General features: G+C 31.4%; 22 protein-coding genes, 1 riboswitch and 1 other annotated feature. Of the genes, 20 read left to right on the top strand and 2 right to left on the bottom strand.

Going from position 1 to position 22,522, the window contains the following annotated elements; all coding sequences use genetic code 11:
- Positions 1–162 precede the first annotated feature (162 nt).
- The gene (locus ACJDT4_RS00605; protein ID WP_406785585.1) at positions 163–360 is read right to left on the bottom strand and encodes a hypothetical protein; all 198 of its coding nucleotides are present in this window, start codon (positions 358–360) and stop codon (positions 163–165) included.
- 213 nt (positions 361–573) lie between these two features.
- Between ACJDT4_RS00605 and ACJDT4_RS00600 the strand changes: the two genes are divergently transcribed.
- The 14 genes from ACJDT4_RS00600 to gatB all read left to right on the top strand — a co-directional run bounded on the left by ACJDT4_RS00600 (position 574) and on the right by gatB (position 15,258).
- The gene (locus tag ACJDT4_RS00600) at positions 574–948 is read left to right on the top strand and encodes a desulfoferrodoxin (protein ID WP_406785584.1); all 375 of its coding nucleotides are present in this window, start codon (positions 574–576) and stop codon (positions 946–948) included.
- Positions 949–1,396: 448 nt separating this feature from the next.
- A complete protein-coding gene (locus ACJDT4_RS00595; protein WP_406785912.1) occupies positions 1,397–2,164 on the top strand; it encodes a TatD family hydrolase in 768 nt (255 codons plus the stop codon).
- 270 nt (positions 2,165–2,434) lie between these two features.
- Positions 2,435–3,484 carry a 3D domain-containing protein gene (locus tag ACJDT4_RS00590; RefSeq protein ID WP_406785583.1) on the top strand — a complete coding sequence of 350 codons (1,050 nt, stop codon included), beginning with the start codon at positions 2,435–2,437 and terminating at the stop codon, positions 3,482–3,484.
- A gap of 213 nt (positions 3,485–3,697) precedes the next feature.
- A complete protein-coding gene (rnmV, locus tag ACJDT4_RS00585; RefSeq protein ID WP_406785582.1) occupies positions 3,698–4,249 on the top strand; it encodes a ribonuclease M5 in 552 nt (183 codons plus the stop codon).
- Positions 4,242–5,084, top strand: coding sequence for a 16S rRNA (adenine(1518)-N(6)/adenine(1519)-N(6))-dimethyltransferase RsmA (gene rsmA / locus ACJDT4_RS00580; RefSeq protein ID WP_406785581.1), 843 nt, complete (start codon positions 4,242–4,244; stop codon positions 5,082–5,084). The genes rnmV and rsmA overlap by 8 nt, the downstream gene beginning before the upstream one ends.
- A gap of 255 nt (positions 5,085–5,339) precedes the next feature.
- Complete coding sequence (locus tag ACJDT4_RS00575) at positions 5,340–6,746, top strand: DUF7922 domain-containing protein (protein WP_406785580.1); 1,407 nt, start codon at positions 5,340–5,342, stop codon at positions 6,744–6,746.
- A gap of 20 nt (positions 6,747–6,766) precedes the next feature.
- Complete coding sequence (locus tag ACJDT4_RS00570; RefSeq protein WP_406785579.1) at positions 6,767–7,348, top strand: PsbP-related protein; 582 nt, start codon at positions 6,767–6,769, stop codon at positions 7,346–7,348.
- A gap of 92 nt (positions 7,349–7,440) precedes the next feature.
- Positions 7,441–8,280 carry a YhfM domain-containing protein gene (locus tag ACJDT4_RS00565; protein ID WP_406785578.1) on the top strand — a complete coding sequence of 280 codons (840 nt, stop codon included), beginning with the start codon at positions 7,441–7,443 and terminating at the stop codon, positions 8,278–8,280.
- A gap of 22 nt (positions 8,281–8,302) precedes the next feature.
- Entirely contained in the window at positions 8,303–9,139 is an 837-nt protein-coding gene (locus ACJDT4_RS00560; protein ID WP_406785577.1) for an Mrp/NBP35 family ATP-binding protein, read from the top strand.
- A gap of 213 nt (positions 9,140–9,352) precedes the next feature.
- Entirely contained in the window at positions 9,353–9,931 is a 579-nt protein-coding gene (locus ACJDT4_RS00555) for a hypothetical protein (RefSeq protein ID WP_406785576.1), read from the top strand.
- A gap of 96 nt (positions 9,932–10,027) precedes the next feature.
- Positions 10,028–10,314 (top strand) — a binding site (T-box leader).
- 54 nt (positions 10,315–10,368) lie between these two features.
- Positions 10,369–11,661, top strand: a complete 1,293-nt coding sequence (aspS, locus tag ACJDT4_RS00550; protein WP_406785575.1) for an aspartate--tRNA(Asn) ligase — start codon at positions 10,369–10,371, stop codon at positions 11,659–11,661.
- 411 nt (positions 11,662–12,072) lie between these two features.
- Positions 12,073–12,366: an Asp-tRNA(Asn)/Glu-tRNA(Gln) amidotransferase subunit GatC gene (gene gatC, locus ACJDT4_RS00545; RefSeq protein ID WP_406785574.1), complete on the top strand. Its 294-nt coding sequence runs from the start codon at positions 12,073–12,075 to the stop codon at positions 12,364–12,366.
- A gap of 13 nt (positions 12,367–12,379) precedes the next feature.
- Positions 12,380–13,816, top strand: coding sequence for an Asp-tRNA(Asn)/Glu-tRNA(Gln) amidotransferase subunit GatA (gene gatA, locus ACJDT4_RS00540; protein ID WP_406785573.1), 1,437 nt, complete (start codon positions 12,380–12,382; stop codon positions 13,814–13,816).
- Positions 13,817–13,818: 2 nt separating this feature from the next.
- A complete protein-coding gene (gatB, locus tag ACJDT4_RS00535; protein ID WP_406785572.1) occupies positions 13,819–15,258 on the top strand; it encodes an Asp-tRNA(Asn)/Glu-tRNA(Gln) amidotransferase subunit GatB in 1,440 nt (479 codons plus the stop codon).
- Positions 15,259–15,335: 77 nt separating this feature from the next.
- On the opposite strand, the gene ACJDT4_RS00530 is transcribed toward gatB, so the two are convergent.
- Complete coding sequence (locus ACJDT4_RS00530; RefSeq protein WP_406785571.1) at positions 15,336–15,509, bottom strand: small, acid-soluble spore protein, alpha/beta type; 174 nt, start codon at positions 15,507–15,509, stop codon at positions 15,336–15,338.
- A 212-nt stretch (positions 15,510–15,721) separates the two neighbouring features.
- On the opposite strand from ACJDT4_RS00530, the gene ACJDT4_RS00525 reads away from it, so the two are divergent.
- The 6 genes from ACJDT4_RS00525 (at position 15,722) to ACJDT4_RS00500 (ending at position 21,988) form a co-directional block, all read left to right on the top strand.
- Positions 15,722–16,003 carry a hypothetical protein gene (locus ACJDT4_RS00525; RefSeq protein WP_406785570.1) on the top strand — a complete coding sequence of 94 codons (282 nt, stop codon included), beginning with the start codon at positions 15,722–15,724 and terminating at the stop codon, positions 16,001–16,003.
- A gap of 77 nt (positions 16,004–16,080) precedes the next feature.
- Positions 16,081–16,187: riboswitch (SAM riboswitch) on the top strand.
- A gap of 80 nt (positions 16,188–16,267) precedes the next feature.
- Entirely contained in the window at positions 16,268–17,419 is a 1,152-nt protein-coding gene (locus ACJDT4_RS00520; protein WP_406785569.1) for a pyridoxal phosphate-dependent aminotransferase, read from the top strand.
- A gap of 80 nt (positions 17,420–17,499) precedes the next feature.
- Positions 17,500–18,636: a cysteine desulfurase family protein gene (locus ACJDT4_RS00515; protein ID WP_406785568.1), complete on the top strand. Its 1,137-nt coding sequence runs from the start codon at positions 17,500–17,502 to the stop codon at positions 18,634–18,636.
- Positions 18,633–19,778 carry a tRNA uracil 4-sulfurtransferase ThiI gene (thiI, locus tag ACJDT4_RS00510; protein WP_406785567.1) on the top strand — a complete coding sequence of 382 codons (1,146 nt, stop codon included), beginning with the start codon at positions 18,633–18,635 and terminating at the stop codon, positions 19,776–19,778. The genes ACJDT4_RS00515 and thiI overlap by 4 nt, the downstream gene beginning before the upstream one ends.
- A 384-nt stretch (positions 19,779–20,162) precedes the next feature.
- Complete coding sequence (locus ACJDT4_RS00505; protein WP_406785566.1) at positions 20,163–20,789, top strand: class I SAM-dependent methyltransferase; 627 nt, start codon at positions 20,163–20,165, stop codon at positions 20,787–20,789.
- Positions 20,790–20,845: 56 nt separating this feature from the next.
- The gene (locus ACJDT4_RS00500; protein WP_406785565.1) at positions 20,846–21,988 is read left to right on the top strand and encodes a bifunctional cystathionine gamma-lyase/homocysteine desulfhydrase; all 1,143 of its coding nucleotides are present in this window, start codon (positions 20,846–20,848) and stop codon (positions 21,986–21,988) included.
- The last annotated feature ends 534 nt before the right edge of the window (positions 21,989–22,522 follow it).

The raw sequence follows: 22,522 nt of genomic DNA, 5'->3' as shown, positions 1-22,522 counted from the left end.
AAAGAAAGCTGAAAGCAAGAACGCGGGGTTTGGGCGGGAGCCCATTATCCTTCTATAACTCAAAGCAATTGCTCTCATAGCAACAATACAAAACACAAAGAAAGCTGAAAGCAAGAACGCGGGGTTTGGGCGGCAGCCCCGCATGAATATATTTTTTATATATTACTCTTTTATATCATTTTCTTCATTATAGGTGTAATCGAATTCAGAGTTGGAGATATTATTTGCTACTATTGGATCTCTAACTGGATCTGGAAGTTCAATATAATCGTACTTTGAGTAGGATTTTATTTTTTTTGGTTTTTGTTCAAGGTAGTCTCTTTCATTAGGTCCATAGGAAGCTTTATTTTTATTAGACATTAATATCACACTCCTTATAATTAAATTTATAATGAATAATATTTTATGATAATGCGGAAAATATTGAAGTTAATCATATATAATTTATTGTTTGTAGTTTATAAAGATTAATTCAAAATAAAAAATGAAATTGAATAAAATTTTGATTTTAGATGAAAAATATTCAAATATTTGTTATAATTTATTATAAGTAAAATATTTAGGAGGGATATTATGACAGAACTTAGACAAATTTACAAATGCCCTATATGTGGTAATATGGTTGAGGTGGTTCATAAAGCAGGAGGAACTCTTGTTTGCTGTGGAAAGCCTATGGTGCTTGTTTCAGAAAACACTGTAGATGCTGCTGTTGAAAAACACGTCCCTGTTATTGAAAAAATAGAAGGTGGTGTTTTGGTTAAGGTTGGAGAAGTTGAGCATCCTATGCTTGAGGAACATCATATTGAATGGATAGAAATTCACACTGAAAATAAAGTATATAGAAAATATTTAAAGCCTGGTGAGAAGCCACAAGCTGAGTTTAAAATTGATGAAGAAGTTTTATACGCAAGAGAGTACTGCAATGTACACGGTTTATGGAAAAAATAATGCAAAGTAACAATGCTTCGTCACATACACATACGTTGGGTTTGGGTGTAGCCCATTATCCTTCTAGAATAAGATAAAAGCATTCTTAATAGTAAATTCTATAAATCTAAGGCGAAAAAATTATAAAATACTAAGAGATTTCAATAACTTGCTAGCACTCAAACAGATTTAAATCTCTAAGTATTTCATAATTTTCTCGCCAAGATTTATTAGAATTTTTTTAAATTGTTCCTTCAGCATTATTACTTTGCTCCTATAGTAGTACAAGGAAAAAATTCCTCCGTACCTACGGAACTTTGAGTTTGAATTTTTATAGTCCATTAAATTTTTATATTATATTACATAAAAATAGTTTGATTATGCAGTGACTTGGTTAAGTAAAAAATTAAACATGATTACAGAGATTTTATTGTACATAGACCAAAATAGGAAATGAGGAATAAAGATGTTGATATTTGATGCTCATGCTCACTATAATGATGAGGCATTCAATGAAGATAGAGATGACGTAATTGATGAATTGAAAAAGGATGGGATTGTTGGAGTTTTAAATTGTGGGGATTCTTTAGAAGGATCAGTGCAATCTGTTAAGCTTGCAGATAAATATGATTTTTTTTATGCAGCAGTAGGAGTACATCCAGAATCTGCGGATACTGTAAATGAAGAGCTTATAGATAAGATAAAAAATCTTGCTCAGAATCCTAAAGTTAAAGCTATCGGTGAAATAGGATTGGACTATTACTATGAGGAAAATCCACCTAGGGAGATTCAAAAAAAAGCATTTATAAGACAAATGGAGCTTGCAAGAGAATTAAAAAAACCAGTTATAATACATGACAGAGATGCTCATCACGATACACTTGAAATAATAAAACAGTTTCCAGAGGTAATAGGAGAAATTCATTGTTTTTCAGGCAGTGTTGAATTTGCAAGAGAATGTTTAAAGCTTGGATACTATTTGGGCTTTACTGGTGTTGTTACATTTAAAAACGCTAAAAAGGTAGTAGAGGTTGTTAAGGAAGTTCCTATGGATAGACTGCTAGTTGAGACTGATTGCCCATATATGGCACCAGAACCTAATAGGGGAAAAAGAAATAGATCTGAGTATATAGAAGATATAATAAAGAAAGTAGCAGATATAAAGAGTATTTTACCAATAAATGTAAGTGAGAAAACTATACAGAATGCTGAGGACTTGCTAAAGATAGAAAATTGATGTAGAATATGAACATAATTATTTAAACAATTTATTCTAAAAGCTAGATACACAGCATATACTAATAAAAGTGGCATATAAAATTAAATACAACCCTCATTATTAAATAAAACACTAGGTAAGTTTTAAACGCTATTATACTTTATTTATTCTATGCATATTATGCATTTTTACCGAGTGAAGAAATTTAATTGTGGCATTAAATTTGACATTTTTCCAATATTGGGGTTATAATGTTAAAGACTTTTGCCTTTGGGGGGAGGTATTACTATGTTAGAAAAGATGAAAAGCGTTATTAAAAATAAACTAGATGTGCATTTTAATAATAGCTTTTCAAATGCTACTAGGGTACTTTTGTCGTTCATAGGCTTTGTAGTAATAATTTCATTGGCTATTACAGCAGTTGGGTTTTCAATGAAGAAAACATTAACTGTTAAAATTGATGGTAAAAGCATGAAGATTGTTACCTATAGAAGCAATGAAAAAGAAGCCTTAGAAAACAATAACATACTAGTAGGGCCAAAAGACAAGGTTCAACCAAGTTTGGACACGAATGTAAAAGACGGAGATAGAATAACCATCAAAAGAGCTGTAAATGTCAGTGTTGCAGTTGATGGTAAGGTGCTTAAGATCAAATCCGCAGAAAAAAATGTACAAAATATGTTAAAAGCGGAACATATCACTTTAAGCAAAATTGATAAGATTAAGCCGGCTAAAAGTTCGATGTTGGAAAAAGGAATGAAAATAGCTATTACAAGAGTAAATTCTCAAATTGTTAAAAATAATGAAGAAGTCGGTTTTGCAACAGAAGTTATAACTGATAACACTATGGGAAATGATGAAAAGCAAATTATCCAGCAAGGGCAAGCTGGAAAAAAAGAAGTCTCAACAAAAATTGTGTATGAAGATGGTGTTGAAGTATCTAAAAACGTATTGGGTGAAAACTTAATACAGCAGCCTATAAAGCAGATTGTAAAGATAGGTACTCTTGGTGTTTTAAAGCCTGATAGAGGTGGAAGAGTATTATACGAAAAATGTATTGATGTAGTTGCAACTGCTTACACAAACGATTTTGGATTTGGTATAACAGCCTCTGGTTCAAAAGTAAGGAGAGATACAAACGGTTACAGTTCTATAGCTGTTGATCCGCGAGTAATTCCTATGGGTTCAAAGCTTTATGTTCCAGGTTATGGCTATGGGGTTGCAGAAGATACAGGTGGAGCCATTAAAGGCAATAGGTTAGACTTATTCTTCTCAAGTGAGAAAGATTGTTATAACTGGGGTGTACGAAACATTAAAGTGTATATACTTAAAAACTAGGAGCTTTTAACGCTCCTAATTTTTTTACTTACGCTTGGTTATATTAAGAGGTGTGGATGAAAATTTATGTCGTTAATAGAATAGAAATTGCTAGTTTATAATTTATTGACTATTTATATACATAATTCTAATGTTTAAGCGTTTATGGTTTTAATTAAAACTACGTAAATTATAATATGAATATCTTTGAAGGCAAAGGAGTATTAGTTTTTTATGATAAAAGAAGTAATTGTTGTTGAAGGAAGAGATGATATATCTGCAGTTAAAAAAGCAGTTGATGCCGAAATCATTGCAGTGGGCGGCTTTGGTATAAATTCTAAGGTAATAGATAAAATAAAAGAAGCACAGAAAAGAAAAGGAGTAATTGTATTTACAGATCCGGATTTTGCAGGTGAAAAAATAAGAAAGATAATAACTAAAAGGGTTAAGGGAGTAAAGCATGCACGTATATCTCAAAAGGATGGAATTAAAGATGGTGATATAGGAGTTGAAAATGCTTCTCCGGAGGTAATAATTAATGCTCTTTTAAATGCTAAATGTGAAGTTGAAGAAAAGAAAGAAACTTTTAACATAGAGGATATGATGTTCTTCAAACTTGTAGCTGATAAGAGAGCGAAGGAAAGAAGAGATTTAGTTGGCAGAGAACTTGGTATAGGATATGGTAACGGAGCACAGTTTTTATCGAGGCTAAATAACTTTGGAATTTCAAAGGAGGAGCTGGCTAAAGCAGTAGAAAAGATTGATAAGGAGATTAACAATGGATAGGTTAGATACTAGAGAAATTGTAAAAAGGCATGGATTTAAATTTTCTAAAAGTTTAGGACAAAATTTTTTGACAGATGAAAGTGTGCTTAGCGACATAGTTGAAAGTTCAGATATAAATAAAGAAGATTTTGTAATAGAAATAGGTCCTGGTGTTGGTACTCTAACAAAGGAATTGTTAAGAAGAGCGAAAAAAGTGTGTGCCATCGAACTTGACTCTGATCTAATACCTATTATAAAAGAAGAAATAGGGGAAGAAGAAAATTTTGAACTTATAAACAAAGACGCATTAAAGGTTAATTTTAATGAGATTATAGGAGAAGAAAAATCGGTTAAGCTTGTAGCAAATTTGCCTTATTACGTAACAACACCTATAATTTCTAAGGTATTGAATGAAAAATATAATTTTAAATCACTTACTATAATGATTCAAAAGGAAGTTGCAGAAAGAATTAATTCAAAGCCAAATTGTAAGGAGTATGGAGCCTTAACTTTACTTGTACAATATTACTGTAATACTAGTATTGTAAGAAATGTTAAGCCATCCTGTTTTGTTCCAGAACCTAAGGTTGATTCAACGGTAATAAAATTAGAAAAGCTTACTGAACCTAAAATAAAGGTAGAGGATGAAAAAGTATTTTTTAAAGTTGTTAGGGATGCTTTTAATATGAGAAGAAAAACACTTTGGAATGCTCTTAAAACCTTTAAAATATCTAGCGAGGATATGAAAAATATATTTGAAGCTGCTGGAATAGATTCCAAAAGAAGAGGTGAAACTCTTTCTATACAAGAGTTTGGAATTCTTTCGGATAAAATTTATGAGCATATGAGAGGCTAGAGCGGCAGCCTATTGTTTCATTTTATAAATCTCTATTCGTGATGAAAAATTTAAAGTACAGCAAAAGTTGATTTTATGTTTTGGTAGAAAACGAACTTTTGCTGTACTTTTTATTTTTCGCAAATCGCCCTTAAAATTTTTAAATTTATGATTTTAAGCTTTTATTTAGCATGGCTATATTTAAATATTTGTACATTTTTATAATAAGTACCTCATATATTAGTAATGTATAAATTTAATGGAGGTACAAATAATTTGAGCCAGAAAAAAAATTATAGTAGAAGTTTTATAATTCTTCAGGAAAATGAAAAAGGGCACGGAATATCTTCAGATAAACTTCCAACAGGCTACGCTAAAATAGAAACTAGAAATGGAAAATGTAAAGTGTTTTTTTATGTTCAAAACTTGAAAAGCACATCAAAGCCATATTATATGATACTTGTATGTAATAAAAAGGATACCAAAAAGCTTATAAGATTGGGAGAGCTTAAACTCGATGAATATGGAAAGGCAGAAGTATCTAAAGAATATGATGAAAATGATGTTGGAGAAAGTGGAATAGCCATAGATAGAGTTATTGGTGCTGCCATATCGCAGTTCAACGGAAGTGATATGCTGGCCTTGATGAGTGGTTTTAATGCTACAGATATTCCAGAAGATTGGAAAACTTATTCCTTAGCAGGTGGAAAAAGTAAAGAAACTCTTAATCCATCAGCAAAACCAGTACAGGCTAAGCCGGTGCAAACTAAAGCTGCAGATACTAAAAAAGTTCCGGAGATTAAGGTGCAGGAAGCTAGAAATGTAGAAACTAAACCGGAAGCTAGAAAGGTAAAAACTAAAAAGGAAGAGATTAAAGAACCATCAGTTAAGCCTTTAGAGGTCAAAACTGATGAGGTAACAGTTAAAGTAAGTAATAAAGAAAAAGTTGAAGAGAAGCTCACCGATGTTGATGTGAAAAGAGAAACTGGTAAAAAAGAAAGTGATAACATATTTGATAAGTATGAAGAGAGTATAGAAAGTACTAAGAAAGCTAGTTTAGAGGAAGATAAAAATATAAGTATTAACAAAGTGAATGATGAAAATAGAAAAGAGACTAATAAAGAAGAAGAGAAGCTTGAAGTTGATAAGGTGAAAAAAGAAGAAAATAAGTGTCCTTGCTATTCTCATGATGAGCAAAAGGTAGAGCCTGTTGTTCAAAATGAAGTACCTACAAATAATAGAAATCAAGATTATCCTGTTGGCAAAACTGGAGAGTTTTTTAAGAATTTAGCAAGTGAATTTGAAGACTTAGGAGAAATTTTTGAAGATGTAAGATATTGTAGATGGTACAAGGTACCAAGTGACTTTAGAAAACATAGGAATTCAAAAGAAGAACACAATAAGTACACGTTATTATATTATCCTATGATGTCATATTATTCATATATTCAAAGAAATGGATATTATCTTGTAGGATATAAATGTGATAAGGTCGGAAAGATGAAGTATATTGTATATGGAATTTTAGGTACTAAAAATAAGTTTGATCAACCTTTTGGAGGAAGGACAGGTTTTGTATCCTGGGTTCCAATGGAAAGAGGTAAAGAAGGCTATGATGATGAAGGCTGCTGGCTTATGTTTTATGATTTTAAAAATGCTGCGATACTAGTACCTCAAAGATAAAAACTGGAGTGAATTAAGTTATGAAATTTGTTATTATAAACGGCAGAAAATTAGGTGGAATTGTAATTGTAGTTGGACTTATGCTTGTTTTATTTGGTGTCGGAAGCAGTTTAGGTGGTAAAATTAGATCTACAGCTTATATCCAAAGTAATATGGGACAATTAAAAAAATATAGTGTTGACAATTTAAACATAAGTTATATGCTTCCAGCTAAATGGACGACAAGTGTTGAAAATTTTGGTGGGAATGAAATACTCTATCATAATGATTTTAGAACTGAGGATAATTCTATATGGGGCTTTATAGAGGTATGGAATAAAAAACAGGATTTAAAAACTTTCCTTAATATGAGCAAAGAAGTATCTGAAAAGCAAAATAATATTGAACAGTATACCATAAACGAAATAAACATAAAAAATAGAAAGGGATATATGATAGAATACACTCTTACAAACAAAGAGAATAAAAGATATAAAGCAATTGAATATTTTTTAGATCACGATAATAAGTTTATAAGATTTTCATTTTATACAAATAGTGAAAGCTATACCCCTAATATGAAATCTGTATTTAAGGCTATAGTTGAAACCTTAAATTATTAATGTCAATTTTTATTGATAAAAAAATCTTTAAGTATTATAATCATAGGAGAAGTTGAGGCTTCTTCTATTTTTGTTTTTTAGGAGGAATTTATTTGAAGTTAAAAAGACTTGTAGCTTTTTTTACCCTTATTATACTTGTTTTCTCTATTTCAGCATGCCAAAAAGTAGAGAAGGTTGAAGTTAAAATGGGCTTAAAAAATGAGGATTTCAATTATATGAATGAAGGTAAAATAAGAAAAATAATAATACAAAGTACAAGGGATAGAGGTTTTAGATTCGTTGTTACAAGTTCACAAACAATAAGCGAAATATATGATATTTTATCAAGTGCTAAGGTTGCTTCTAAAAAATCAACATTGGAGCCAGATTATATATTTGATTTGTATAAAAGTGATAAAGTAAAATATGATAGTTTTTATTATATAGCAGGAATAGACAAAAAGGATGGTGGAAACTTATACAATAATAAAAAGAGTTATATAGTTTCCGGAAGAATAGATAACGACATAATAAAAGACTTTTTGGACATAGATGCTAAAAGACTTCCAAATAATTTTAACAAGGTATACTATCCCATGATTTTGCAGGCGCTTAATCAATACGAGGCCTCTGGAGTTGATAAAAATAAGACTGTAGGCATTAACTTTAAGGATGATGTAAATGCATTAAAGTATGTGCTCTCCACAGATATTGAAGATTTCAAAAAGAAGCTTCCAGGTAATGCTAGTATAGTAACTGATGATAAAGTGTCTACGGATGTTACTGAAAAGGTTGAAACTAGAGGATATAAAACTGACGCTTATAAATGCAAGATAACATTCTATGACAATAAAACTGCGGTTCAAAAGGTATATTATGCTTTATGCCAGTACGATAAAGGTAAGTATTCTTGGAATATTTCTATATCAGATAGTCAGCCGGCAAATTTTTAAATATAATTAGGAGGAACAGTTTATGAGTAATTGCGATAATTGTGCAAGTAGTAGTAATTGCAATAAAAAGGATAAAGGATGTAACAAAATAGAATCTAAATATGGAAACTTTAAAAAAATTATAGGAATAATAAGTGGTAAGGGTGGAGTTGGAAAATCTACGGTTACAGGTATAATTGCTGTAAAGTTAGCTAAGGCAGGATATAAAGTAGGGGTACTTGATGGAGATATAACAGGACCATCAATGCCTAGAATACTTGGAATAAGTAATAAAAGAAATCTTATAGTGCAAAAAGAAGGAAGCGAAGAGGTTAAGTTTATACCAGCCGAAACGGAATTTGGAATAAAGGTAATGTCATTAAATTTAATGATTGAAAGTGAAGATCAGCCTGTTATATGGAGGGGACCTGTAATAAACAATGTGCTAAATCAAATGTATGTTGATGCTGAGTGGGGAGACTTAGATTACTTACTTATCGATATGCCTCCTGGTACTGGAGATGTTGCACTTACTGTTATGCAGGGAATTCCTTTAGATGGAATGGTTATAGTCTCAACACCTCAGGATATGGTTTCTATGATTGTTAAAAAAGTGGTTGTAATGGCTCAAAAGTTAAAGGTGAACATATTAGGTGTTGTTGAAAACATGTCATATATAAAGTGTGAAAAATGTGGTGAAAAGATAAGAGTTTTTAGCAAGAAATCAGCCGAGGAGCAGGCAAAATATTTAAATTTACCACTTTTATCAGAAATGCCTATAGATTTAGAACTTGTAGAAAATCTTGAAAATGGAACTGCTGAAAAATATATATATGATAATAAAGATTATGATGAGCTTATGAGCAAGGTATGTAAATAACTTTATGAAAATAACAGTAGATAGTTTTATGAAAAATTGTCTACTGTTTTTATTTTTATAAATAAATATATCTTTAAATTCACATAATAGGATATAAATATATATTTTATATAAAAGGGAGAAAATTTATATAAAGAGTTTTTTACCTCATTTTGATAGTGAAGATTACTTAAGATGAGAATTTTGTAAGTTTAAGGATGAGGAAGTGATAGAATGCCTAATATACCTTCTCATATTGGTATTGTGATAGATAATTGTTTGGAAGATGTAAGTTTGAGAAAAAAACTTTTGACGAATATATGTAAAATATATGATATATGCTTTAATATAGGAATAAATGAAATTACCTTTTATGGTTTTAGTGATTTTTACGATGAAATTGCATATAATCTCATACTAAAGGGAGCTAAATTGCTTGTAATAGGAAATACGGAATCTGCTTATTTTCCAAATGACCTTCTTCCATTTGCTCAAGAAAGGACAAGAGGAAATGGAATAAAAGTAAATGTTTTAGTAAACTATAGTATAGTATGGGATACAGATAATAAAGTTTCAAGTTATCACTATAAAAGTAATTATAATGATGGAAGATTAGAATCTGTAAGTAGCATAGATTTAATAGAAGTATGGAATGGAGAAAGAGAATTTAAAAAATTTTTACCACTGCAAACATCTAAAGCTAATATTTATATTGAGAGAGAGCCTTTTGTAAATTTTAAGCCATTGCACATTTATAATGCTATAAGGTGTAGGTGTTGTAAAAGTATAAAATATGAAGCAAATAAAATTTAAAATGATCAAAAAATTATTGAGATTTATATTGATTATAATTTCAATAGAGAGTATAATGTTTTTATATTATTGAATATAAGTGTATATGTATGCAAGAAAATGATGATGAAGGGAAGAGTACATTTAACGAAACTTTCAGAGAGTCGGGGGGCTGAGAAACCGGCAGTATAGTTATTTGGAAGAACATCCTGGAGTAGTTAACCCAAATCTAACTTTGAAATTTAGAAAGTAGGCTTAAACGGCTGTCCACCGTTAAAAGGAATAGGTATCGGTGAGTTTTTACAATAATCAAAAGATAGTTTTTGGTTATAGGATTTGCCTGTACTGATCTTGAGATGGCTTTGGCTAATTAGGGTGGCACCGCGAATATATCCGCCCCTATACTTTTTAGTATAGGGGCGGATTTTTATTTTTCATAAAAATGGAGGTTTAGTAAAATGAAAAAATTGTACGTTAAAGATGCACTTGCTATGGAAGAAGGAAAAGAAGTAGTTTTAAAGGGATGGATTCATAAAATATATGACCTTGGACATGTAAATTTTATTAAGCTAAGAGATAAAACTGGTATTATACAACTTGTTGCTAGCAAAGAAGAATTAGAAGGTTTAAGAAATGAAATGTCAGTTGAGGCTTCTGGTGTACTTAGTAAAAATGAAAAAGCACCAGGTGGAATTGAAGTTCAACTAAAGGAAATTAAAATTTTAGGAAAGGCTTACTACGATAAATTGCCTTTTGATATAAATGGAAGAAAAATAAATGCTGCTCTTGAGGTTCAACTTGATCACAGAAATATGAGTTTGAGAGCACCTAGGATAATGGCAGTTTTTAAAGTTCAAGAAGAAATATGTGAATGCTTTAGAGCTTATTTAAGACAAAATAATTTTACAGAGATTCATACGCCTAAAATATTAGCTTCTGGTACAGAAGGCGGAAGTGAGCTTTTCACTGTTAATTATTTTGATCACAGAGCATTTTTAGCACAAAGCCCTCAATTTTATAAACAAATGATGGTAGGAGTTGGCTTTGAAAAAGTATTTGAGGTTGGGCATGCATATAGGGCTGAGCTTCATAATACCTACAGACATTTAAATGAATATGTAAGCTTGGATGCTGAAATGGGCTTTATAGAAGACGAAACTGAAATAATGGATCTTGAAGAAGGCTTTATGAACTATTTATTTAAGCATTTAAAAGAAACTTGCAAAAGAGAACTTGAAATGTATAACATAGAACTTCCGGATGAAGTTAAAATACCTAGAATACCTCTTTTTGAAGCACAGGAAATAGTATATAAGAAATATGGCAAAAGATCTCCAAAGGGTGATTTAAATGCTGAGGGAGAAAGGCTATTTTCACAATATATTAAAGAAGAATATGGCAGCGACTTTGTATATTTAACAAAATATCCAGCATCAAAGAGACCTATGTATACAATGCCAGATCCTGAAGTAGAAGGAGGAACAAAAAGCTTTGACCTTATATATAGAGGGCTTGAAATAACAACTGGCGGTCAGAGAATTCATGATTATGAGATGTTAGTTGAAAATATAAAGAAAAAGGGCTTTAAGGCTGAAGAATTTGATTTCTATACTCAAAACTTTAAATTTGGTATGCCTCCTCACGGTGGTTTTGCCATAGGACTTGAAAGAATGACAATGCAGATATTAGGGCTTGAGAATATAAGAGAAGCTTCACTTCTTCCAAGAGATATGAAGAGAATAACACCATAATGGTAAAATAATATTATTTAAAAAACATTAAATGAAAAGTATAAAACTAAATATGAAAATTATTAAAACTCTAAGAAGTTTCAATAACTCGCTAAGCTCAGACAAATTGAAACTTCTAAGATTTTTAACAATTTTGATATAAGTTTTAAAAACTTTTCCTTTAAACAGTTTTTTTAATAATATCATTTTACCACCCAATATTAAGGTGGATTTTCCTCCGCTATCGCTACGTAAAATCTTTGAATGTATCTATAGATTTTTGCAGCGATAATGGAGAAAAAGCATCATTAACTGAGAATTGTGCACTGTACATTGTGAACTATTATAGGTTGAATAAAAAATTAAAGGTTATTAAAAAAATTTTAGATGTTTAAAAATTAATTGATTGCCAAAGAATGAGGAGTGATTATTTTGAGTGATAAGCATGTAGATTTAGATACAGTTAAGTATATTGCTAAACTTGCAAAGCTCAAGTTTACAGAGGAAGAGGCAGAGAAGCTTGCAAAGGAATTTGAAGCTATACTTGGACATTTTGAAACTATAGATAAAGTTGATTTATCTGACATAAACATTAATGAATTTGATGAAGTTAATACTGAGTTTAGAAAAGATGTTCCTACGGTTTTTGAGGATAAAAAGAAACTTATGCAAAATGTAAAATCCTTAAGAGATGGTGCTATTGAAGTGCCAAAGATAATAGAATAAGGAGGCTTTTTAAATGGATATATTGGATATGACTGTAGAAGAATTAAAAGCTTCTATATTAAATAAAGAATTAAAATCACAGGATATAGTTAAAGCTTATTTTGATAATATAGAAAAAACTGAACCTGAAATAGAAGCATATGTAACTTTGTGTAAAGATTATGCTATGGAGCAGGCTAAAATAGTAGATGAAAAAATCGCAAAAGGAGAAAAGGTAGGAAAACTTGCGGGCATTCCTATTGCAATAAAGGATAATATATGTACAGATGGAATAAAAACTACCTGTGCATCAAAAATGCTTTATGATTTCGTTCCACCTTATGATGCTACAGTAATAAAGAAATTAAAGGAAGAGGATGCAGTAATAATAGGAAAAGCAAACATGGATGAATTTGCCATGGGTTCTTCTACCGAAAATTCAGCTTTCAAAACTACTAAAAATCCAAGAGATATAACAAGGGTTCCAGGAGGATCCTCTGGTGGTTCTGCTGCTGTGGTTGCTGCTAAAATGGCACCAATATCACTAGGCTCAGATACAGGTGGTTCAATAAGGCAGCCAGCAGCTTTTTGTGGAGTTGTAGGACTTAAACCAACTTATGGACTTGTCTCAAGATTTGGACTTATAGCCTTTGGTTCTTCTCTTGATCAAATAGGACCATTTGGAAAGACAGTAAAAGACTGCGCAGAGCTTTTAGATGTTATTGCAGGGGAAGATCAGCTAGATAACACAAGCGTAAAAGGCCTTCCTAAAGTTGATTACCTAGATGGAATCGACGATGGGATTAAAGGCATGAAAATAGGAATGCCAAAAGAATTTTTTGGAGAGGGTCTTGATCCAGAAATAAAAGCAGCAGTTGAAGCTACTATAGAAAAATTAAAAAGCTTAGGGGCAGAAGTTAAAGAAATGAGTCTTCCAATAACGGAAGAAGGACTTTCTGCATATTATATAATCTCATCAGCCGAGGCAAGTTCAAACCTTGCAAGATTTGATGGAATAAGATATGGATACAGACCAAAGGATTTTGAGGATGTATATGATTTAATGGAAAGCAGTAGAACAGAGGCTTTTGGAGATGAAGTTAAGAGAAGAATAATGCTTGGTACATATGCTCTTTCTTCAGGCTACTATGATGCATACTATAAAAGAGCATTGAAGCTTAAAAAGAAAATAAAACTTCAGTTTAAAAAAGCTTTTGAAGAATATGATCTTATACTTAGTCCTGTATCACCTGTACTTCCTTTTAAAATAGGAGAGAGAAAAGCAGATCCTCTTGAAATGTATCTTGCAGATATATACACAGTAAATATAAACCTTGCTGGAATTCCTGCAATATCAATACCTTGCGCCGTAAGTAAGGAGGGACTTCCAATAGGATTGCAGCTTTTAGGACCTCATTTTGGAGAAAAGAAAATATTTAGAGCAGCAAGAGCACTTGAAAAGGAGAGATAGATATGAGTTACGAAACCGTCATAGGTCTTGAAATACATGCTGAATTAAGCACAAAAACAAAAATATTTTGTAATTGCTCAACAGAATTTGGAGCTAAACCTAACGAGCATACCTGCCCAATATGCATGGGACTTCCAGGAACACTTCCTGTTTTAAATGAAGAAGTAGTTCATCTTGCAGTAAAAGCAGGGGAAGCACTTAACTGCAAAATAAATAAATTGAATAAAATGGATAGAAAAAATTACTTTTATCCAGATCTTCCAAAAGCATATCAGATATCTCAATTTGATTTACCTATATGCGGCGAAGGATATGTAGAAATACATACAAAAGATGGAATGAGAAAAGTAAGACTTAATAGAATTCATATAGAAGAAGATGCAGGTAAACTTGTACACATGGAGTATGAACCTTATTCACTTATAGATTATAACCGTGTTGGAGTTCCTCTTATAGAAATAGTTTCTGAGCCAGATATGCGTTCGCCAGAAGAAGCAGTTGAGTTTATGAAAACACTAAGGGCAATACTTCAGTATGCAAATATATCAGACTGTCGTATGGACCAGGGTTCAATGAGATGTGATGCTAACATATCTTTAAGAGAATTTGGAAAAGAAGAATACAATACTAAGGTTGAAATAAAGAACATAAACTCCTTTAAGGAACTTCAAAAAGCACTTGAAAAAGAGGAAAAACGTCAGAAAGAGCTTTATGATTTTGGAGAAGGCTTCAGAATAAAGCAGGAAACAAGAAGATGGGATGCAGGAAAGGGAAAAACTGTAACCATGAGAACCAAGGAAGATGCTAATGACTATAGATATTTTCCTGAACCAGATATAATTCCTATAGTTATAAAAGATGAATTAATCAAAAGTGTAAATGAAGAAATGCCAGAGCTTCCAGTTGATAGAACAAAAAGATTTAAAGAACAATATGAACTTACAGATAAGGAAATTGAGATACTTGTAGAGGATAAGGCACTATCTGATTACTTTGAAAAGGTAGTAGCTTTAGGTGCAGAGAGCAAAACTACTTCGAACTGGATGCTTGGAGATATGCTTAGATTAATGAGAGAAACAGAGACGGATTCTAAGAGTATACCTGTATCCCCTGAAAATATGAAGGAACTTTTTGATATGATAAAAGGAAAGGTTATAAGCAATACTGCTGCAAAGGAAGTATTTGAAGAAATGTTTAAGACTTCTAAAGAGCCTAAGGTTATAGTTGAAGAAAAAGGATTGTCACAAATAAGTGATAGTAGTGCTCTTGAAGGAATGGTTAAGGAAGTGCTTCAAAATAACGAAAAATCAGTTGCAGATTACAAAGCAGGTAAAGTGCAAGCAATTGGATATCTTGTGGGTCAGGTTATGAAAGCAAGTAAGGGAAAAGCAAATCCACCTATGGTTAAAGAAATATTGGAAAAAGAACTAAGTAAGTTATAGTAGTATCACTTTTTCTTTTGATAAAAAATAATATGTACTCAAATATTATAATAATATTTGAGTACATATTATTTTTTTTAGCTTCTAGGATCACTGTTGGTATTTGAATTTTTATTTCTTTTTCGTTTAGACCTGTCATAGGTTAAACCAATTTCATTTGATAATTCCTGTGTCATTTTTTCAAGAGTGCTTTTTGTTTTTTGACCAGCCTTTTTATTATCTTTGCTGTTTTTGTTACCTTTATGAGCCATATTAAAAGAACCTCCATGATATTCTTAGTTTGAATTAAAGTATTTAAAGGATTTGCACATTAATGTAGTATAACCAAAAGCAATAAATTTATTAAAATTATAAACACTATTAACAGATTATTAATACTTTTTTAAGCGTTATATTATACTATTTATTAAAAGGTTGTGGTATAATATTTTTAAAGTTAAATTTACATTGAGGAGTGATTATAATGAGTTTTTCAAATAAAAGAATATTAGGTACTATAGGTGGTTTAGTCATTGCATTTTTAGCAATATCATTATTTATAAAAATTCTTCCTGTACTTTTAGTGGCAGGAGTAACTATTTGGGGTGTATTTAAAATAACTAAGTGGTTTGAAAATAAAAGTAGTAGAAAAATGCAAACTAATAAAAAAGATAAAATATCTGAAGAGTTTTCAAGTATAGATGAAGAATTTGCATATAACAAAGATAATGTAGTAGATGTTGACTATACTGAAATCAGAAAATAATATTTTAACATAAAACATAATTTAAACTAGTACATTAATAAAAAGAATGATATAATTTAATTAAAATTTAATATTGTTTCTTATCAAGAGCGGTGGAGGGACTGGCCCTGTGAAACCCAACAACCAGCATTTTTCATTTGAATGTATGGTGTTAATTCCTGCAAATTTATTTGAGAGATAAGAGAAAAGTATATTCTAGAAATTAAAAAACTGTTTTTCTTACTCGAAAAGCGGTTTTATTTTTTTATAGGAGATGATAATAAAATGCCTAATTTAAGCAATAAACTTGATTGGTTTACGGAATCAATAATAAGAAAAATGACGAGAGTAGCTAATGATTGTGGTGCTATTAATTTATCACAGGGATTTCCAGATTGGGAGCCTCCACTTGAGATAACTGAAGCTCTTAAAGAAGCAGCAATTCATGGACCACATCAATATGAAATTACCTGGGGATCAAATGAATTTAGACAAAAACTAGCTGAAAAACAGAGAAAATATATGGGCATTGATATAAACCCAGATGAAAATATAGTTGTTACCTGTGGAAGTACTGAAGCAATGATGGTAGCAATGATGTCTGTTTGTGATAAAGGAGATAAGGTAATTGTATTTTCTCCTTTTTATGAAAACTATGGAGCAGATGCAATACTTTGTGGAGCTGAACCTATTTATATTCCACTTATTCCACCAAAGTTTAATTTTGATAAAGAAGCTTTGAAAAAAGCATTTGAGGAGAAACCTAAAGCTTTAATACTATGTAATCCATCTAACCCTGTTGGAAAGGTATTTACAAGAGAGGAACTTTTGTATATAAGTGACTTGGCTAAAAAATATGATACTTTTGTAATAACAGATGAGGTTTATGAACACATAGTATATAAACCATATAAACATACCTATATGGCATCACTTCCTGGAATGAAGGAAAGAACTATATCATGTAGTTCACTTTCTAAAACTTATTCTATAACTGGGTGGAGACTTGGTTATGTTATAGCTGACAAAAAAATAATTGATAACTGCAAAAAAGTTCATGATTTCTTGACCGTGGGGGCAGCAGCACCACTTCAAAAAGCTGCATGTGCTGGGCTTAGTCTTGGAGAAGAGTATTATGATAATTTAATTAATATTTATGATAGAAAAAAACAGCTTTTCTTGGATGGATTGGATGCAGCTAAACTTAAATATTTTGAACCTCAAGGTGCATATTATGTTTTAGTTGATATATCTGAATTTGGTGAAAAAAATGACTATAAATTCTGCCAGTGGCTTGCAAATGAAATAGGAGTTGCAGCAGTGCCTGGGTCAAGTTTCTTTAAGGAAGATGTTAGCAATTATATTAGATTCCATTTTGCTAAAAAGGATGAGACCTTGATAGAGGCAGTAAATAGATTGAAAAAATTAAAAAAATAAAAAAGTTGACAATTAATTTCTATTGGCTTATATTTATTGTGGTAATTGATATGAATTAATAAGAAAGAAGGGACTCGCACTTGGTATATTTTGATAATAGTGCAACTACTGAGCCTCTTAAAGAAGTTTCAGAAATAATGAAGGATGTTTTTTATAATTATTATGGAAACCCGTCATCACTTCATTCTTTAGGTAAAAAGGCAGAGGATAAGCTAATAGAATCAAGAAAAATTTTGGCAGATACAATAGGAGCAGAAGAAAGTGAAATTATATTTACTTCTGGTGGAAGTGAATGCAATAATTTTCTCATAAAAGGTTTTGCAAAACCAGGATTACACATTATAACTTCTAAAATAGAGCATCCTAGTGTTTTGAATACTTTTGCTCAGCTTGAAAAATGGGGAGTAAAAGTTACATATATAGATGTAGATAGTAAAGGAAAAATAAACCTTGAAGAGCTTGAGAACAGTATAACAAAGGATACTGTTCTTGTGAGCATTATGCATGTTAATAATGAAACAGGCACTATTCAGGATATTGAAGCTATAAGTAAAGCTATAAAAGCAAAAAGTTCAAGAGTAAAATTTCATGTAGATGCAGTTCAAAGCTATGGAAAGTTAAAGATAAATCCTAAAAAAATGGGAATAGATCTGCTTTCAACTAGTGCCCATAAAATATATGGACCAAGGGGCATAGGTTTTGCATATATAAGAAAGGGTCTTATGCCAGAACCACTTATAGCTGGCGGTGGACAGGAAGCAGGCTTACGTGGTGGAACAGAAAACCTTGCTGCAATTGCAGCTTTTGCTTACGCAGCAAAAAATATACATGAGAATATGGAAGAAAACTATTCTAAGGTGAAGAGTCTAAAAGAATACTTCATAAATAAAATTTCTAAAATTGAAGATATTAAGATTAACTGTGGAATGGGCGAGGATTTTCTTCCACATGTAGTTAATGTTTCATTTAATGGAGTAAGAGGAGAAGTACTAGTACATGCGCTTGAAGATAAAGAAATATACGTATCTACTGGGTCAGCATGTTCATCAAAGAAAAAGCATATAAGTCATGTCCTAGCAGCAATGGGAGTTGAAAATTGTTATATGGATGGTGCTTTGAGATTTAGTTTTTCGCCTAAAAATACATTCGAAGAAATAGATTATGCAGTAGAAAATTTAGAAAAAATACTTAAGTTTTTGAGGAGAATAAAAAAATGAAAAAACTGATAATGGTTAAATATGCCTCTGAAATTTTCCTGAAGGGTTTAAATAAGGGCAAATTTGAAAAAAAATTAAGAGACAATATGAAGAGATCATTAAAGGGTTTGGAATATACTTTTGTTCATGATTCTGGAAGATGGTTTTTAGAGGGCAGCGATGTTGATGAAATTATAGAAAGATTAATGAAGGTATTTGGAATTGCTGAAATTTGTGTGGTATCACAGATAGAAACAGATTATGATGCTATAAAAGCTAAGGCACTTGAGGAAGTAAAGGAAAGTGGAGCTAAAACTTTCAAAATAGAGACTAACAGGGCAAACAAAACTTTTGCATATAATTCAATGGAGATAAATAGAGAAGTTGGAGCTTATGTTCTAGATAATCTTCAGGATATAACTGTAGATATACATAATCCAGAATGCATGGTTCACATAGATGTCAGAGACAATACTTATGTTTATTCAAAACCTATAAAGGCGCTTAATGGAATGCCATATGGTACTAATGGAAAAACACTTCTTATGCTTTCTGGTGGAATAGATTCTCCAGTTGCAGGGTATATGATGGCAAGACGAGGAGTAGAGGTTGATTGTGTATATTTCCACAGTCCTCCATATACAAGTGAAAGAGCTAAAGACAAAGTTAAAAAGTTGGCTGAAATATTAACTGGATATATTGGAAGAACTAATTTATATGTGGTTCCTTTTACAGATATTCAGATGCAGATAATAGAAAAGTGCAGAGAAGACGAACTCACTATAATTATGAGAAGATTTATGATGAGTATCGCTTGCAGAATAGCAAAGGACAATGAAATACATTCTGTTGCTACAGGGGAAAGCATAGGTCAAGTTGCAAGTCAAACAATGCAGGGGCTTGTGGTGAGCAATGATTGCGCCGATAGACCTGTATTTAGACCACTTATAGCACTTGATAAGATAGACATCATGGACATTTCAAGAAAGATAGGAACTTATGAAACTTCTATACTTCCATATGAGGACTGCTGCACTATATTTGTACCAAAGCATCCTAAGACAAAGCCTATTTTGGAGCAAATAAGAAAATCTGAAAGCATTCTAGACAAAGAAAAGCTAATAGAGGAAGCTATTGAAAAAACGGAAATAATTAGGTTGTAAAATTTAAAATATAGTTGTATAATGTTTATAACATGAACGTAAATTTTATTTTTGCATAAAATGTTATTAAAGGTGAATCGATGATAGGGAATAGTAAATTAAGTTTATAACATCAGAGATAAATCCACATTGGCTGAAATGGATTTTTGGGAGAATTTAATTGAATGCACCCTTGAGAACCGGGTTGAAATGTATTTTATACATGGTGAACTACGGCGTGTACGCACGATAAAGCGTTAGGGTATTAAGATGTACCTAATTACGAGTGCTGTTTTTATTGCAGCAAGTAGAGTGGGACCGCAGATATAACTTCTGCCTCTATAAGATTTTTATAGAGGCAGGAGTTTTTTTATTTTTTAAGATTTTTAGAAGGAGTGTTTAATTATGAATTCAGCAGCTTATTTTAATGAGATTGCAGAAGATTGGAACAAAATAAGGAAGGAGTATTTTAAGGATGAACTGAGAAACAAGGTTATTTCTAAAGTTAATATAAAAGATAAAGTTTGTGCAGACTTAGGCTGTGGCACTGGTTTTATATCTCTTGGACTGTCAGAAAGGGCAGACATAGTTTTTTCAATGGATAATTCAACAAATATGCTTCATGAATTAAAGAAAACTACTTTTAATAAAGGGATAAAAAATATATATCCAATGAAGGGCGATATGTATGATTTGCCACTATACGATGAGAGTGTAGATGCAGTTTTTATCAATATGGCGCTTCATCACATAGAAGATATACAAAAAGCAGTTAAAGAAATGCAAAGAATACTAAAAAAGAATGGAACTTTAATAATATCAGATGTAGAACAGCATAATGGTACTTGGGCTAGAGAAGAAATGCATGATGTTTGGCTTGGTTTTTCTCATAAGCAAATAAAAAGTGCTATGGAAAAAGCGGGCTTAAAGGAAATAAGTGTTGAAAGCAGTGGACTTAAATGCACAGGTTATTCAAGTAAAGGTGAGTTTACTGAAGTAGGGATATTCATAGCACAGGGTAAAAAATATTAAATTATAAATAAAAACCTAGTAAAACAATATGAAAAATATAAAATGGAGGAGATATTATGAAATTTGAATCACTAGTAATACATGGAGGAATTGATGGAGATAAGGAGACAGGTGCAGTTAATGTTCCTATATATCAGACGTCAACTTATAAGCAGGAAGAAATAGGAGTGAACAAAGGTTATGAATATTCAAGGACTGGAAATCCTACAAGGGCTGCACTTGAAAAACTAATTTCTGATCTTGAGGAGGGAGAAAAAGGTTTTGCATTTGCATCAGGAATGGCAGCTATTACGGCAGTCATAATGCTATTTAAAAGTGGAGATAAAATTTTAATATCAAATAATGTTTATGGAGGTACTTTTAGAGTACTTGATAAAGTTTTTAATAATTTCAATATAAAATATAAAATGGTGGATATGACTGATATAAAAAACATTGAAACTAATATAGATGAAGAGGTAAAGGCTATCTTTATAGAATCGCCAACTAATCCACTTATGGATATAACAGATATAAAAGCTGTTTCAGACATAGCAAAGAAAAATGGACTCTTAACAGTTGTTGATAATACTTTTATGACACCATACCTTCAAAAGCCACTAAAACTTGGTGCAGATATTGTACTTCATAGTGCAACAAAGTATCTTGGAGGTCACAGCGATTTAATAGCTGGACTTGTGGTAGTTAATAGTGAGGAACTGGCAGAGAAAATTCACTTTATACAAAACTCTACAGGAGGCATACTCCAACCTTTTGACAGTTTCTTACTCATTAGAGGAATAAAGACACTTCCAGTTAGAATGGATAGACATATTGAAAATGCAACTGCAATTGCAGAGTTTTTGGAAAGCAGAGAAGAAGTAGATAAGGTATATTATCCAGGACTAAAAAGCCATCCCGGTTATGAACTTCAAAAGAGGCAGGCAAAAGGCGCTGGAGCAGTATTATCCTTTGTAATAGATAAAAAATATGATTATAAAAAGTTTATGAAGAATATAGAACTTATAACCTTAGGTGAAAGTCTTGGAGGAGTTGAATCACTAGCATGCCATCCAGCAACTATGACACATGCTGCTCTTCCGTATGAATTGAGACAGGAGCTTGGAATAGTTGATAACCTTATAAGATTATCTATTGGAATAGAAAATGTTGAGGACTTAATAGAAGACTTAAAAAAGGCTTTTGAACTTATTAGATAAGCAAGCTTAAAGATTGAGAATACTAATATTAAATTCATGCTGATAAACTGGAATTTAGCGAGGTGACATTGATTTGGGATATTAAATAAAGCTAATAAATCTAAGACGATAAATCCTAAAATTCTAAGAGAATTTAATAACTCGCTATCGCTCAAACAGATTAAATTCTCTAAGACTTTTACGATTTACCATCTAAGATTTATAAAGCTTTATTTAAACCATCCCAATTCAACATCGCTTCACTTAGCCCGAAAAAGCAAGGAATATTTTTCTCCGATTCTCTACGAAAAATACACCGCTGACGAGATTTTACAATAAAAAGCAATTATAAATTCTTTAAATGATGGATTATAAAGATTTACACCAAAATTCAGTAGGTACGGAGGAATTTTTTCCTTGTATTACCGTGGGAGTGAAATAACAATGCTGAAGGAACGATTTAAAAAGATTCTAATAAATCTTGGTTCAAAAATTGTAAAATGCTTAGATATTTCAATCTGTCTGAGCGATGGCGAGTTATTGAAATATCTTAGT

Source organism: Clostridium neuense, assembly GCF_045310695.1.
Classification (GTDB): domain Bacteria; phylum Bacillota; class Clostridia; order Clostridiales; family Clostridiaceae; genus Clostridium_S; species Clostridium_S neuense.
Note: the sequence above shows the minus strand (reverse complement) of the source record. Positions and strands in the feature narration are given on the sequence as shown.

Coding starts and splice junctions, on each gene's coding strand:
- ACJDT4_RS00520 (WP_406785569.1), top strand. CDS start 16,268: ATGCCTAATTTAAGCAATAAACTTGATTGGTTTACGGAATCAATAATA.
- rsmA (WP_406785581.1), top strand. CDS start 4,242: ATGGATAGGTTAGATACTAGAGAAATTGTAAAAAGGCATGGATTTAAA.
- ACJDT4_RS00600 (WP_406785584.1), top strand. CDS start 574: ATGACAGAACTTAGACAAATTTACAAATGCCCTATATGTGGTAATATG.
- gatB (WP_406785572.1), top strand. CDS start 13,819: ATGAGTTACGAAACCGTCATAGGTCTTGAAATACATGCTGAATTAAGC.
- gatA (WP_406785573.1), top strand. CDS start 12,380: ATGGATATATTGGATATGACTGTAGAAGAATTAAAAGCTTCTATATTA.
- ACJDT4_RS00560 (WP_406785577.1), top strand. CDS start 8,303: ATGAGTAATTGCGATAATTGTGCAAGTAGTAGTAATTGCAATAAAAAG.
- thiI (WP_406785567.1), top strand. CDS start 18,633: ATGAAAAAACTGATAATGGTTAAATATGCCTCTGAAATTTTCCTGAAG.
- ACJDT4_RS00525 (WP_406785570.1), top strand. CDS start 15,722: ATGAGTTTTTCAAATAAAAGAATATTAGGTACTATAGGTGGTTTAGTC.
- ACJDT4_RS00505 (WP_406785566.1), top strand. CDS start 20,163: ATGAATTCAGCAGCTTATTTTAATGAGATTGCAGAAGATTGGAACAAA.
- ACJDT4_RS00605 (WP_406785585.1), bottom strand. CDS start 360: ATGTCTAATAAAAATAAAGCTTCCTATGGACCTAATGAAAGAGACTAC.
- ACJDT4_RS00555 (WP_406785576.1), top strand. CDS start 9,353: ATGCCTAATATACCTTCTCATATTGGTATTGTGATAGATAATTGTTTG.
- ACJDT4_RS00500 (WP_406785565.1), top strand. CDS start 20,846: ATGAAATTTGAATCACTAGTAATACATGGAGGAATTGATGGAGATAAG.
- ACJDT4_RS00570 (WP_406785579.1), top strand. CDS start 6,767: ATGAAATTTGTTATTATAAACGGCAGAAAATTAGGTGGAATTGTAATT.
- aspS (WP_406785575.1), top strand. CDS start 10,369: ATGAAAAAATTGTACGTTAAAGATGCACTTGCTATGGAAGAAGGAAAA.
- ACJDT4_RS00530 (WP_406785571.1), bottom strand. CDS start 15,509: ATGGCTCATAAAGGTAACAAAAACAGCAAAGATAATAAAAAGGCTGGT.
- rnmV (WP_406785582.1), top strand. CDS start 3,698: ATGATAAAAGAAGTAATTGTTGTTGAAGGAAGAGATGATATATCTGCA.
- ACJDT4_RS00590 (WP_406785583.1), top strand. CDS start 2,435: ATGTTAGAAAAGATGAAAAGCGTTATTAAAAATAAACTAGATGTGCAT.